12 protein-coding genes are annotated in these 15049 nt (G+C 38.4%); 8 read left to right on the plus strand and 4 right to left on the minus strand.

Annotation, left to right across the window (positions count from 1 at the left end; genetic code table 11):
- Positions 1–7 precede the first annotated feature (7 nt).
- The 5 genes from IPH66_00230 to IPH66_00250 all read left to right on the plus strand — a co-directional run bounded on the left by IPH66_00230 (position 8) and on the right by IPH66_00250 (position 5752).
- Positions 8–301 carry a hypothetical protein gene (locus IPH66_00230; GenBank protein MBK7127778.1) on the plus strand — a complete coding sequence of 98 codons (294 nt, stop codon included), beginning with the start codon at positions 8–10 and terminating at the stop codon, positions 299–301.
- A gap of 916 nt (positions 302–1217) precedes the next feature.
- Positions 1218–1958 carry an isoprenyl transferase gene (locus IPH66_00235; protein ID MBK7127779.1) on the plus strand — a complete coding sequence of 247 codons (741 nt, stop codon included), beginning with the start codon at positions 1218–1220 and terminating at the stop codon, positions 1956–1958.
- Positions 1959–1963: 5 nt separating this feature from the next.
- The gene (locus IPH66_00240) at positions 1964–4582 is read left to right on the plus strand and encodes a BamA/TamA family outer membrane protein (GenBank protein ID MBK7127780.1); all 2619 of its coding nucleotides are present in this window, start codon (positions 1964–1966) and stop codon (positions 4580–4582) included.
- Positions 4583–4614: 32 nt separating this feature from the next.
- Positions 4615–5139 (plus strand): OmpH family outer membrane protein, encoded by a 525-nt coding sequence (locus tag IPH66_00245; GenBank protein ID MBK7127781.1) that lies wholly within the window; start codon positions 4615–4617, stop codon positions 5137–5139.
- A gap of 67 nt (positions 5140–5206) precedes the next feature.
- Positions 5207–5752, plus strand: a complete 546-nt coding sequence (locus IPH66_00250; protein MBK7127782.1) for an OmpH family outer membrane protein — start codon at positions 5207–5209, stop codon at positions 5750–5752.
- Between the two features lie 39 nt (positions 5753–5791).
- On the opposite strand, the gene IPH66_00255 is transcribed toward IPH66_00250, so the two are convergent.
- Positions 5792–7963: a S9 family peptidase gene (locus IPH66_00255; protein MBK7127783.1), complete on the minus strand. Its 2172-nt coding sequence runs from the start codon at positions 7961–7963 to the stop codon at positions 5792–5794.
- A gap of 211 nt (positions 7964–8174) precedes the next feature.
- Between IPH66_00255 and IPH66_00260 the strand changes: the two genes are divergently transcribed.
- The 3 genes from IPH66_00260 to IPH66_00270 all read left to right on the plus strand — a co-directional run bounded on the left by IPH66_00260 (position 8175) and on the right by IPH66_00270 (position 10035).
- Positions 8175–8924, plus strand: coding sequence for an NYN domain-containing protein (locus tag IPH66_00260; GenBank protein MBK7127784.1), 750 nt, complete (start codon positions 8175–8177; stop codon positions 8922–8924).
- Positions 8925–9094: 170 nt separating this feature from the next.
- Positions 9095–9559, plus strand: a complete 465-nt coding sequence (locus IPH66_00265; GenBank protein ID MBK7127785.1) for a cold shock domain-containing protein — start codon at positions 9095–9097, stop codon at positions 9557–9559.
- A gap of 89 nt (positions 9560–9648) precedes the next feature.
- The gene (locus tag IPH66_00270) at positions 9649–10035 is read left to right on the plus strand and encodes an STAS/SEC14 domain-containing protein (GenBank protein ID MBK7127786.1); all 387 of its coding nucleotides are present in this window, start codon (positions 9649–9651) and stop codon (positions 10033–10035) included.
- Positions 10036–10406: 371 nt separating this feature from the next.
- Here IPH66_00270 and IPH66_00275 read toward each other — a convergent pair whose 3' ends face one another.
- The 3 genes from IPH66_00275 to IPH66_00285 form a co-directional block, all read right to left on the minus strand.
- The gene (locus IPH66_00275; protein ID MBK7127787.1) at positions 10407–13397 is read right to left on the minus strand and encodes a caspase family protein; all 2991 of its coding nucleotides are present in this window, start codon (positions 13395–13397) and stop codon (positions 10407–10409) included.
- A gap of 319 nt (positions 13398–13716) precedes the next feature.
- Positions 13717–14091, minus strand: a complete 375-nt coding sequence (locus IPH66_00280; GenBank protein MBK7127788.1) for a hypothetical protein — start codon at positions 14089–14091, stop codon at positions 13717–13719.
- Between the two features lie 10 nt (positions 14092–14101).
- On the minus strand, positions 14102–15040 hold the full coding sequence (locus IPH66_00285; GenBank protein ID MBK7127789.1) for a hypothetical protein: 939 nt from the start codon (positions 15038–15040) through the stop codon (positions 14102–14104).
- Positions 15041–15049 lie beyond the last annotated feature (9 nt).

Below are 15049 nucleotides of genomic sequence, written 5' to 3' on the forward strand. Positions count from 1 at the left end.
ACACACCATGTTACTTGAAGTAATCACACCAGACGAACTCCTCTATAAAGGAAATGTAAGTCATGTCGTTCTTCCCGGACTGGATGGACAATTTGGCGTACTGAATCTGCACGCACCCATGATTTCTGCCTTAGCTAAAGGATCTGTAAAGGTTGATCAAAAAGTGAGTGAAAACAATAACCCTGAACTTTACAATGGTAAACTAAATGCAAAACACAAAAGTGATGCAAGTTTTACCTTTGAAATCAACGGGGGTGTTATTGAAATCAAGGATAACAAAATCATGGTTTTGGCGGAGTGATTTGGGGTTTAGGGATTAGGACTTAGGGCAGAGGGGTTGCGCTCTCACACTGCGTCTGCGTAAGTGTGAATACTATTCGCCTCTACGGTTATAATCTCCGCTCTCACACTCAAACTCACACTGTGTCTGCGTAAGTGTGAATGCGATTAGCCCCTACGGTAATTATCTCCGCTCTCACACTCAAACTCACACTGTGTCTGCGTAAGTGTGAATACGATTCGCCCCTACGGTTATAATCTCCGCTCTCACACTCAAACTCACACTGCGTCTGCGTAAGTGAGAATACGATTCGCTCCTACGGTTATAATCTCCGCTCTCACACTCAAACTCACACTGCGTCTGCGTAAGTGCGAATGCGATTCGCCTCTACGGTTATAATCTCCGCTCTCACACTCACACTGCGTCTGCGTAAGTGTGAATACGATTCGCCCCTGCGGTAATAATCTCCGCTCTCACACTCAAACTCACACTGCGTTTGTGTAAGTGTGAATGCGATTAGCCCCTACGGTAATAATCTCCGCTCTCACACTGCGTCTGCGTAAATGTTAATACGATTCGCCCCTACGGTAATTATCTCCGCTCTCACACTCAAACTCACACTGCGTCTGCGTTAGTGCGAATGCGATTCGCCCCTGCGGTAATTATCTCCGCTCTCACACTCAAACTCACACTGCGTCTGTGTAAGTGTGAATACGATTAGCCCCTACGGTAATAATCTCCGCTCTCACACTCAAACTCACACTGCGTCTGCGTAAATGTTAATACGATTCGCCCCTACGGTAATTATCTCCGCTCTCACACTCAAACTCACACTGTCCTCTTCCTGTTAACCTTTGTTAAACCATCAATATCCGAAGATAAGTCTCGTTAGATTTACTGCAATGTCACAAAAAATGAGCAAATTTGCGGCTTCGCTATGAGCTATAAAGATCAGTTGGATATGAATCGCATTCCTCGCCATGTTGCAATCATCATGGATGGTAACGGGCGTTGGGCAAAAGAAAAGGGGCAGGCACGTTTGGTTGGTCATGCTACCGGCGTTGAGGCTGTGCGAGAATCTCTAACAGCTGCCAGCGAAATTAAAGTGGAGTTTCTCACGCTCTACGCTTTTTCAACTGAAAACTGGAATCGTCCCAAAGAGGAGGTTGAGGGGTTGATGGACTTGCTGGTACAAACCATTGCCAGTGAGCTTGAATCGCTTTGCAGTAATGATGTTCGCTTAGTATCTATCGGAAATATGGCAGAATTGCCAGAGCGGTGCCGCGAAGAATTGTTGTCTGCTATTGACAAAACAAAAAACAATAACGGAACTACTTTGGTGCTTGCGCTGAATTACAGTGCAAAAACTGAAATCATTGCCGCAATAAAAAATATCGCGCAGCGTTATAAGTCGGGTGAAATTGAATTGAATGATATTACAGCTGAATTAGTGAGCAATCATTTGTATACTGCCGGAATACCTGATCCGGAACTTATGATCAGAACAAGTGGAGAAATAAGAATCAGCAATTTTTTGTTGTGGCAGTTAGCGTATAGTGAGTTGCATTTCACACCTAAATTCTGGCCTGATTTTAAAAAGGAAGATTTTTTTCAGGCAATTTATGAATATCAGCACCGCGAAAGACGATTTGGAAAGGTTAGCGAACAAGTACAATAACTAGGATGAAACTACTCAGAATATTTTTTACAACAACAATTTTAGCACTTGTCTATCAAATGACTTGGGCACAATACGGCACTACCATTGGTGGTGATAATTCTTATCTCAATCCTGAAAAACATACCATTGCCGGTATTCGCGTTTCAGGGGTGCCTTATTATGATGAGTCGGCTATCATTTTAATTTCAGGACTTACCGTTGGAAAAGAAATCACCATTCCGGGAGAAGATATTACCAACGCAATTAAAAAATTGTGGGAGCAGGAATTATTCTCTGATGTTCAGATTTTACAAGATGGTCCGTTTATGCCAAATGGGGATGTTTTTCTGATTATTCAGGTTGAAGGTCGTCCTAAATTGGGATCATTCCGCTTTGCACAAAATGGTCAAGTTTCAAAATCAGAGTCTGATAAAATACGTGAAATCATAAACCTTTATTCAGGTAAAACAATTACTGAAACGCTTGTTAAAAATACGGAGAACATCATCCGTGGTTTCTACCAAGAAAAAGGATTTTTATATGCTAATGTGAAAATAACTCAAGAGAATGACACCACTAATTTTAATTCGCGGAATTTCATTATCACGGTAGAGAAGGGCGAGAAAATTAAAATTGGTCAAATCAATTTCTACGAAAATGAGTTGACGGTTTTTGAAGAAGAAGATTCAAAATTTGAACAATGGAAACAAAAAAATTCTGTCAGTGACAGAGGTTTGCGCGCCGGCATGAAAGACACCAAACAAACAGGTGTTATGCGCATTTTCAAGCGATCTAAGTTTAATAAAACGGCGTATGAACGAGACAAGGCATCCTTGATTGATCGGTACAACGCTATTGGTATGCGTGATGCAATTATTCTAAAAGATTCAGTGTACAAAATAGACGATAAACATATTGGAATTGACATCTATGTGAGTCAGGGTGAGAAATATTATTTTGGTGATATTGTATGGGTTGGTAATTCAAAATATCGCGGTGGTCAGCTAGATACTTTACTGGGAATTAAAAAAGGAGATGTCTATAATAAGCCATTGCTTGAGCAGCGCCTCTACATGAGTATGGACGGGCGTGATGTTACATCACTGTACATGGATCGCGGGTATCTTTTTTTCAATATCATGGCGGTTGAAATGAATATTGATTCAAACAACTACATCAATTATGAGTTGCGAATATCTGAAGGAAAAGAAGCGCGTGTAAAAAATATCATCATCAAAGGAAATACAAAAACAAATGATCACGTAATTCTGCGCGAAATACGCACCAAACCGGGTGATCTTTTTAGCCGAAATGACATCATCAGAACGCAGCGTGAGTTAGCAAATTTGGGTTATTTTGACCCTGAACAATTTCAGGTAAATCCTATACCTAACCCGGTAGATGGTACGGTTGATATTGAATACACCGTGGTAGAAAAATCATCAGATCAAGTTGAATTATCAGGTGGATACGGAGCCGGTAGATTGATTGGTACAGTAGGTTTATCGTTCACTAATTTTTCTACTAAAAACTTTTTCAAAAAAGATGCTTGGCAACCATTACCAACCGGTGACGGTCAGCGTTTGAGTATTCGTGGGCAAACGTATGGTAAAGGTTATCAGTCATACAATTTTTCTTTTTCTGAACCTTGGCTTGGCGGTAAAAAACCTATTTCATTTTCAATTTTCATGTCTCACTCGCTGTTGAGCAGCGGTGATAAAGAATCAACTACCTACAGTCAAACATCCATTACGTCTATTGGTTCGGGTATTGGCTCACGCTTAAAATGGCCTGATGATTATTTTCAGATTTATGCTGAGCTTGCTTATCAGTATTATGATTTGAGAAATTCGTCATACTTTGTTTTTTCTAATGGATATTCAAACAATATCTCAATGCAAACAGTAATTACACGTAATTCAGTTTCTGATCCTATTTATCCACGCAGTGGTTCAAAATTTACGCTGACCTTAAAATCTACCTTGCCATATTTTCTTTTTGAAGATTATTCGCCTGAAGAATATCTGGCGATGAATGATCAAGAACGCTATAAATATGTTGAGTACTATAAAATCAAATTCAGTGGAGAATGGTATGTGCCGTTGACGCAGAATAAAAAATTGGTACTGCGCCCTAAATTTGGATTTGGTGTAATGGGTGCTTATAACCCGTATAAAGGTGATTCGCCGTTTGAACGTTTTTACTTAGGAGGTAGTGGTATGAACGGAACCTGGCAGTTTGATGGTCGTGAAATTATAGCCTTGCGCGGGTATGACGGAACAAGTCCAATCTCACCAACAACTGGAGCAACAGTAATTACGAGATATTCATTAGAATTGCGTTATCCACTTTCACTAAATCCAAGCGCAACTATTTACGGTTTGGCATTTATTGAAGCAGGAAATACCTATACCAGCCTGCGTGATTTTAACCCGTTCAATGTGAAGCGTGCAGCAGGTGCCGGGGTGAGAATATTTTTACCTATGTTTGGTATGTTGGGGGTTGACTTTGCCTGGGGATTTGATCCGCTTGATCCCGGATCTAACGGCTTTAGCAGCCCATCTTCTAATCCGGGCTTGAATGAAAAAGGAATAGTGTTTGGTGTATTCCCAGTTATTGGTATGACTTTAGGAGATTTATAAACAGAATTTGAATTGAGATAAAAACAAAACGTATGAAAAAATCAGGATTGTTACTGGCTCTGTTTTTTGGTTTGATGTCTGTCACATACAGTCAGAAATATGGCTATGTAGATACGCAGTACATTTTAGAAAACGTACCTGAATACGCTGATGCACAAGCTGAGTTGAATAAACTTTCAGAGCAGTGGATGCAAGAAATTGAAGAAAAATTTATGCTGGTCGATAAAATGCAACGTGAGTTTGACTCCGAAGCTATTTTATTACCTGAAGAAATAAAAAAACAACGCCAGCAAGATATTGATAATGGGCGCACAGCTGCCATGGAATTACAAAAACGCAGATTTGGTGTTGGTGGTGATTTATTTATGAAGCGTGAAGAATTGATAAAACCCATTCAAGATCGTATCTTTACCGCCATTCAGGAAATTGCCATTGAAGGTAGCTACGCCTTTATTTTTGATAAAGCAAATCAGTCTAATCTGCTATACGCAGATCCTAAATTTGATTTGTCAGATAAGGTGCTCCGAAAAATGGGCATAACAATTGCAAAGAATTAAAAAAAATAATAACCCGGCTCAGAAAAAACCGTAAACAACCTGAGCCATCAAACGAAAACCTCGAATTATGAAATATCTTAAATCAACCGTGATTGCATTACTAAGCTTATTTGCTATTGGATTTTTTTCAAACTCAGCGCAATCACAAACACCAAAATTTGCTCATATTGATTATTTGAAAGTGGTAGACAGTATTCCATCTATGATGGCAGCAGACAAAGAAATACAAGGATTTTTGGATGCCGGTCAGAAAACTATTTTGGAAATGGAACAGGCACTGGATGATGAATACAATAAATACATGACAGAAAAACCAACCTTGTCACTTGTTATGCAAGAGTTGCGTGAAAAACAATTAATGGAGCAACAACAAATGCTTGAATACAAAAAACAATCCTTGCAACAAGATTTGGAAATTCTAAATCAACGTTTGTATGGCCCAATTGAAGAGAGCTTGAAAAAAGCCATTGAAATTGTTGCTGTGCGTTATAAAGTTACTTACGTGCTTGAAGTAACATCACTATTATACACTGACCCTGCAGGTGGTTTAGACCTTACTAAAGAAGTACGTGTAGAACTACTTCGTTTAGAGAAAGAGCGTACAGGTTTGTAGTTTAATAAGACTATAAGGACAGAAGGAGTTGGATTGAAATTATTCTGTGATGCCCTCAAGGTTTAGGAGAAAGGCGTATTCAAGTGCAACTTCACGATATTGTTCATAACGGCCTGAGGCGCCACCGTGTCCAACTTCCATATTGCAATGTAATAGCAACATGTTGTCATCTGTTTTTAAATCACGCAGTTTAGCAACCCATTTGGCAGGTTCCCAGTATTGAACCTGGCTATCCCAAAAACCGGTTGTTACCAGCATGTTTGGATATGCTTTTTCTTCCACATTATCATACGGAGAGTAACTGAGCATGTAGTCATAATACTCTTTTACTTTTGGGTTGCCCCATTCGTCAAATTCAAACGTGGTTAGTGGAATGGTTTCATCCCACATGGTAGAAATTACATCAACAAAAGGTACTCCGGCAATTACGCCGTTCCACAAATCAGGACGCATGTTTACAATAGCCCCCATCAGTAAACCGCCGGCACTTGCTCCATTGGCATAAAGGTGTGCAGGTGCTGTATATTTTTGCGCAACAAGATATTCAGCGCATGCAATAAAATCAGTAAACGTATTTTTCTTTTTCAGCAATTTTCCGTTTTCATACCAATCTCTGCCCATTTCTTGTCCGCCTCTCACGTGTGCGATTGCATAAACAAACCCGCGATCTAATAAACTAATTAATCCTCTGCTGAAATAAGGTTCTTCATTTGAGCCGTAAGAACCATAAGCGTATAACAGCAGCGGATTATTCCCATTTTTCTCCATTCCTTTTTTATATACTAATGATATGGGTATCAAGGTTCCGTCAGATGCCGTTGCATAAATTCGTTCAGCCGTATAGTTGCTTGTTTTGAAATTAGCATCCATGATTTTTTGTTGCCAAATGACGTTTTGCTTTTTTGTATTCATGTCATATTCATACGTGATTTGCGGGGTAGTTAATGAAGTATAAGAATAGCGCAAAACAGGTGTATTGTAATCATGGTTGTCATGATACGCTGCATAATAAGCTGGTTCAGTAAACTCAAGATAATAGTCAGCTTTATCAGCCCAGCGCCGAACTCGAATTTGTGTGAGTCCGTTTTTGCGTTCACCAAGCACTAAGTATTCCTGAAAAATTTCAAAAGATTCAAGCATCACATCATCTCGGTGTGGAATTACATCAACCCAATTTGATTTTGATGGATTGGTTATAGGAGTGCGCACTAACTTAAAATTTTTTGCATTCAAATTGGTGCGTATGTAAAAATCATTACCAAAATCCTCTACATGATATTCAAGACCACGTTCACGTGGCTGAACAACTTGCCATGCCCCGTCTGGTGTATTGGCGCTGAGATACCGGTGTTCAGTTGCCATGGTTTGGTATGAACCAATCATGATATATTGTTTAGATTTTGATTTATAGACCTCGCACGAAAACGTTTCATCTTTCTCTTCATATACCAATACATCTTGTTTTGCATCAGTACCCAGCACGTGTTTGTAGATATAACACTCACGCAAGGTTAGTTCATCACGTTTAGTATAAAAAATTGTTTTGTTGTCATTTGCCCACACTGCGTAACCTGTAGTATTGTCAATGCGATCAGCGAACGTGGTGCCTGTTGTGAGATCTTTAATATACAAGGTGTAATTGCGGCGTGAAACCGTATCAACACCATACACCATGAGTTGATTGTTGGGGCTCACTTCATAACTACCAATTTCAAAGTATGATTTATTTATTGCAAGTTCTGGTCCGTTCAAAATAATCTGCACAACAGAATCACCCGTTAATTTTCTGCAATAGGTTGGATAATCTTGTCCTTCATCATATTGTTCAAAGTACGAATAACCATTCTCAATAACCGGTGCTGACTGCTCATTGGGGTCTATGCGATCAATGATTTCCTGATAAATTTTGTCTTGCAAATTTTTTGTATGTGCCAGTTTTTTATCGGTGTATTCATTTTCTGCTTCCAGATAATCTAATACCGCTTTTGTTTGTTCATCAGGCACGTCTGCATTTTTTTGTTCATCTGTCAAACGCATCCAATAATAATTGTCAATGCGTTTATTGCCATGTTCATGGTGAATGTATTCTTCTTTTTTCACATCCGGCGCTGTGAGGGTATCAGCTGCGTTTGATTGGTTTGAATCACCTGAGCAAGATATTAAACCAATACAAAGAACATATACGGGCAGTGCAAAAATTTTTGAATACATAGATTAGGGTTTTAAGTCAGCAACGTGAACGAAGTTAATGTTTTTTTGAAAAGTTGTAATTGGTGGTGGGGGTAGGGAGTGGGTAAAAGAGCATTACTAAATTAATTTTGCGTATCTTAGTAAAATAATTCAGACCTATTTCTACATCTGAATTTCTATTGCCTGATTAAATAAGAATATCATCATGGCAATGACAAATCAAAAACAAATTATGGAAAAAGATAAAAACTTAGCCGTGCTGATTGACGGTGATAATATACCCTCAGGCAATGTGCGTGAGATGATGGAAGAGATTGCCAAATACGGTAATCCAACCATTAAAAGAATTTACGGAGATTGGACTAATCCACGTTTGTCAAAATGGAAAAGTATTCTGCTTGAAAACGCCATTGTACCTGTTCAGCAATATGGATATACTACCGGAAAAAATGCAACTGATTCGGCTATGATTATTGATGCCATGGATATTTTGTATTCAGATAAGGTTGATGGATTTTGTATTGTATCAAGTGACAGCGATTTTACCAAACTGGCAACGCGCTTGCGTGAAGCAGGTAAACACGTGATTGGTATTGGTGAGAAAAAAACACCGCAACCCTTCATTGTTGCTTGTGATAAATTCATCTATCTTGAAATTATTGGTGGAAAAACAGGCAAAGTAAAACCAGAAAAATCAGATCAGAAAAAGAAGACACAAAACGCCATTGAAGCACTTACGCCAAGGGTAATGGAATTACTTTTTGCCACGGTATCAGATGTTGCAGATGAAGATGGTTGGTCATTTTTGGGTGACGTTGGAAGTTTGATTTTAAAGAAACAACCCAATTTTGATTCGCGTAATTTCGGGTATGAAAAATTAAGTCAGTTGATGCGGGCAAGCGGAGTTTTTGATATGGAAGAGCGTGTAAACCAGAAATCCAGATTCAAATTAATCTTCGTACGACCGAAGACAAAAAAATAATCTCGGTTAAAATGCTTACCTTTGCAACAGATTGCTGATTTTTATTACCGGTGATCATGACAAACACCTGCATTTTTTATTGCACAATTCCTGGCGGAATTTTTTCAATAATCAGTAAAGGTCTGATCCTTGTCAACGGTTGATAAGGAAAATTAATTGAAAAAAAACGCATGAGCAAATCAAGAGAAACGTGGAATAAAAAAGAAATGGAAACCATCCGCAAGAAGAAGCGTGAGGAGAAAGAGAAGCGGAAATCAGAAAAAAAAGCAGATTCAAAATCATCAGGAAAGAGATCATTTGAAGAGATGATTGCTTATGTAGATGAGAACGGGCAGCTCACTACCATGGCTCCTGACAAAACAAAAAAGAAAGAAGAGATTGACGTTGATTCAATTCAAATCAGCATAAGTCGAAAAGAATTTTCAGACGAAGAAGATCCGGGATTCACCGGCGTTGTTGCCTTTTTCAATACCTCAAAAGGCTATGGTTTCATCAAAGATCCGGCAGCCAATAAAAGTTATTTTGTTCACATCAATGATTTACTAAGTCCTATCAAAGAAGGCGATAAAGTAACATTCAAAACTGCTGCCAGCCAGCGCGGATTGAAGGCAGTTGAGGTGAAGGTGATGGGTTAGTGCGGCTGCTTTTCCATATTTTTTATTCGGTAATCCAAATTTAATATTGGAGTAATTTCAGTTATGTACCTTGTTCTCAAACGAGGACTATGAAAGATTACATCAACCTAGAAAAAGTAAGCATCCAATTGCTTGACAAAGAAATTATCTGTACACATTACAAAAGTGGCTTTACCATTACGGTTGATGATGCGCGTGAAATTGACAACGCTCAGCATGTTATCTCAGGTGATCAAGAAGTGGCTATGCTGGTTGACATTTACAACGTTGACAATAAAATTCTAAAAGAGGCTAAGGAGTATTTTACCAAAAAAGGAAAGATGCTTGCACTCACACGCGCAGTGGCAATTGTTCAAAAATCAGGACAAGAAAATTTGCTCGGCGGATTTTTTTCAGGTCTGATCAAACCTATTTATCCGGTAAAAACTTTTGAGACAAGACAGGATGCTTTGTTGTGGTTGAAGGCTGTGAATTGAGCTTTCGGGAATTGGTTCAGTTGTGGTTGAAGATTATTAAATAATCCATTTGAAGTAGGCGCAGGTCGCGACCTGCGCCTACTTCAAATGAACGACCTGCACCTACTTGAAATGACCTGCGCCCAATTGAAACATACGGAGTTTCTAAACCACCAATGATTCAATCCTCCCCAAATTCTCCACCGCCTTAGATATGCTTTCACGTGACAAAAATAAGTGGTAATTATCCGTTGGGTTGGTTTTTTATCTAATATTTTGGCTAAATAGGCAGAACTTTAGGGCTTGGCACAAGAAACTGAGGTGCTGATATCATTTGTCGTTTTGATTTGTAAAAGGAGCTTCGCACATATCCTTATGCCGGATTAATCATGTTACCAAACTCTGAAATCCATGTTAAGGTTTTCAAATCTAGAGGTAGGTATTTGCATGCCATTTGATAATTCGTTCACCCTTTTTGTGAGATAATTCTTCAATTCTGAAAGCATAATATCTCCATCCTTGTTGATATCAGCACTTTTTGTTCTGATTCCGTCGAGAAGGCAGTATGTAAAGAGTCCGTTTTCCCAGTTATCGCCTTCCAGTGCATATTCAATTCCGCCCGCTGATGAAATGACTGTGGTTCCTGTTCCGGTAGAAATATCACTAAACATTTGTTTGAGTATCTCAATTGTTTTTTCAAGATTTTTTTTCTCTTGAAATATTACAGAGGAATCTATGTTTCTGAAATTCAGGGAATCATTGAATTTTGCTCCTTCATTGGTAAGCGCTTCAATTTCGTCTCTATAAATTTTACCACTGAGACACGTATCCATAATAAGTAATTTACGGATTGCCCTTATTCCATCGAATAGCGATTCGAGTTGTTCGTATGAAATTCCATTTTTATCGGGAAGGAGAAAGTCCATATCGTAGGTACAAAAAAAGTAGTCGAGGTTGTTGTCTCTGACCCCATGCCCCGCAATGAAAAACAGAACAACGTCATTTCGTTGGGCTTTCGCCAAAAATTCTTTGAGTTCTGATAATTTCTCTCTGGTCACCATGTCATTGGTGAGCAGTTTATTATACACATTGGTGTAAAAGTCAACACCAGAAAAAAGAGTATTAACATCTTCGGCGTCTTTGGCGGCGTATTCAAGATTATACGTTGAGTCTTCGTATTCAGAAACTCCAATACTTACTAAATAAAGATTGCTTTCGGTTTGGTGCTCATTATACAATACAACCTTTTCTTTGAGTGATTCAGCACCTACGGAATTCGTAACAGAAACCTCTATGTTATTTATGCCGGATATCAGCTCTAATTCAACTGTTCGTTCAAAATAATTCAAGCCCAAGTGCTCAATTGGAAGTCCATTTAGACCATAAATTGGTACTTCATTCAAGTAGATATTAACTGCTTTAATCGTAAAAAGGCTATCTGATGCCTCAATGGTAATTGTACCGGAATTTTGATTGGTACCGTAAGCTACAATATCAATGACCGGAACATTGATTACGTCGCTCAAAGCTGCCTCATCAAGTTGCATTCTTTTTAGTCGTTTCAAATAGGCAGCATGATAAAGTTCTACAATGGATTTATCAATGAAGTTTAAGTTTGCCAATACAATATCAGGTCGGTTATATTTGTAATCAAACTGTTCGAATGAATAGAACTTTGCTTCTCTGTTTCTGCCTTGATTTATATGAAAACCAACATAGGAAGCCCCTTTTTTAGAACTTGTATAGTAGCCTTCTTCAGTCCAAATTACCCATTCTTCATTTTGCGCAATGAAAAGTGAAACAACTGGGTAGATTGTTTCGTGCTTTCCAATGTCTTTGAGTTTCCATAATCGAATTGTTTGATCCCGTCCACTGGAAATAAGAAATTGTTTATCATCGGAAACTGATAGTCCGATTACATCACCCGTATGGCCAGTCATAGAGGTGAGTTTATTTCCCATTAAGTCGAAGGCATCAAGCCTGCCAAAACCGCCACCGGAAACCAAAAATTTTTCCAAAGCAAAAGTTACAGAAAAATGTGAAAAGCCGCTGTAAATATCTCTTTTGATAGATGAAATTATCTTATTACCTTTTTTTATGTACAGCGTAGAATTATTGTTCGAGATTTCCAATGAATAGTCGTTGAACTCATGAATCGGCTTTGGGAATGATTCTGTGCTATCATAACTTTGAACATTTCTCTCGTAGAAATCAAAAACAAAGTTGTACGGACTTAAGCCAAAGTTTTGGATGTTCGATTTTGTTCCGAGGGCTATTTTGTTATGCTTCATTCCAACGGAATACGGGATATTACCATAACCGATTAACTCATGAACGATTGGACCGTATTTCTTATGATCTTTGGCTCGCCAGACTACTATTTCATTTTGCAGACCTCCTGCAGTAACACAAACTGAATCATTAACAAATGCTGCACAAAGAACCGCATCCTTATGTTTCTTGTAGCTGGATATGACAGCCCAATCCCCGGTAATTTTTTCATAAACCTTCATGATTTGATTTTCAATAAAACCTGAACAGGCTGCTACTAAAAGTCTTTTGCCATCATTTGAGAAACTCAGTTTTGTAATTTTATGTTCAGGTTTACCATTGACGTATGCATTAATTTCTTTTAAATATTGATCGAGAATAATAACGAGATGTCCGCATGAAACGGCAATGTGCTCACCGGTTGGAGAAATGGCCAACTTGTTGGCAGGTACTTTATTCCGGTATAATCTTTTGTAGGAGTATATTGGTTTCATTGGTTGTTTTAAATTCCATTGGTTAACCATACCATTCCGGTGAGAGGTAACAATGCAGTCAGAAAATATTTTGAGATCATTGACGTCATTCCCGAATTGTTCCATTTCCTGATGGGTATTCTCTTTCAGGTCCCAGAAAAGTACTGATCCGAATTGATCAACTGAGTACATGCAATCGGAAGAAGGACTAAAAGCAATTTCTAGGGCAATATCGTAATGGCCTTTTAGTAATCGTATTAGTTTACCTGTTTTATATTCATATAGCCTGATGTCGGTCACATCTTTTATGTCGTAACCTTCATATCCGGGGTCATCGCCAAACCAGCCGCTTACCGCCAGATATTTATTATCAGGAGAGATGGCAAGACTGTAGATTATCCCTTCACATCCATCTCCAATCTGTCCGAGAATTTCTCTTTCAAGATAGCCTTGCTCGCTATTCCATACTTTTATTGTTTTGTCCAAACCAGCTGTGATTATTTTGCCTTCATTGTCAATGACCATTGCTCTGATCATTCCTGTATGACCTTCAGGTTTAATGGCGAGAAACTTATTCTGAGTTTGAGCTGCTGAAAAAGCTGTGACCGCTAAAGAAATATAAAGGAGAATAATACGCATCTACGAGACGGGAGGCTATCTTTCATGGATTACCTGCAATGTCAGAAGAAAATTGTTCTTTGCAAAGAAAAGCGTGAAAGATTTTCAATTAAAACGCTTGAATAGAATTCGCAGAAAGGTTGTACTATGTCAGTAAATTAATATAACTAAGAAGCTCTTTGTTGAATGCATTGTATCAACTATAAGTTGCATGTAATCCTACCTATTTCTCGATTGCTTTTGATATACTTGCGTGACCAAATACCAATCGCAGTTTTTTTACGAGCTATCTGTGTGTTTTGTAGTGTATTACAAATTAGCAATGCACAGCAACGAATTATTAGTATTTATCAATAGTATAATACCCATTATCAGTACAAGGACAAAAACTCAAGTCGCCCTCATCATAAGAACCATCATAAAATGCAACACTTGCACATCCTGCGTAGGTAAGTGAATAATATGCCGTTCCATAAGAAGGCACGTACGTTGTTCCGCCTCCAGGCCAGTAAAGAGTATAGTTGTATTGGTCGTTATTATAGATGGTGTAGTATAATGTACATGGTGTAGGGGTAGCATCATAATAATCATAGTAGTCAAAGTCACCAGTGCCATAAGCAGGGTTCCCCTGATTTTTTGGATTTACCGGAGTATATTTCTCGCATCCGCCAAGCAGAATTGAAAATAAAAACAAGAAAAAAATAGAATATTTCATATATCAAAGTTTAAAAAGCGAAGCCTAAATCAATGCTGATATTTGCAAGTTTCATATTGGTCGTAAAATCACGATACCATGTTCCTGAGAAATAACTGCCGTCATCATAACTGAAGTAAAGATTGTGGTAGGTTGAGCAGTCCTGATAAACCCAACCTCCCGTATTCATTGATGCTCCGAGGTAAAACATATTGTAATTAACACCAAACTTGAAAGTTGTGAATGAGGTAAAACCAGAATTCCCTTCTTCAAAGTACTCTGGGGTAACACTCATGCTGTACTCAAGGGAATTTGCTGGATCGTCGATTGCAATGGATTCTATGTCTGAACTTAAATCAGAAAAGAAAAATGAGGGAGTGGTGCTTACAGAAATTCTTACGTCCATCCCGTCAACCGGTGTGTGATACAACAAACCAAGACCAATATATCCGCCAAGAATTCCAATATAGCCTTTTGATTTTGTGAGTACATCTGTAAATAAATCCTTATCTAGATCATTATAAGTAGTGGGTATAGATGAACTCAAATCACTCCAGTTATATGGAATGATTGATAAAAAGAAACCACTTTCCAAACCAACTTCGATATCGGTGATGAGATTTTTATTGATGAAATTGATGCCAGAAAAATTACCATACGTGATATTGAATCCAGTTTTTGCTCCAATTTCACCAGTCTCTAGTGGACGAGACCAATTACCATTGCTTTCCCATGTTGTCCAAAAATCTGCGGGTAAACTTTTGCTTAATGAGTTTGGTAGCACTGGCCCAACTGTAAAATAGCCTAAGTTATAGCGTTCTATAGGTACCGGCACTTCTTCGTAAATTGTATCACGAATAACATGATACAACTCGTAATTCTTTTTTGATCCACCTTTAGTTCTCTGAGCATTCAGGGTGAATGACATGCTCAAAAGTATTAAAGCAAAAATGAGGTTTAATTTTTTCATCGCTGATAT

It is taken from the genome of Crocinitomicaceae bacterium (assembly GCA_016708105.1).
Taxonomy (GTDB): Bacteria; Bacteroidota; Bacteroidia; order Flavobacteriales_D; family Crocinitomicaceae; genus JADJGJ01.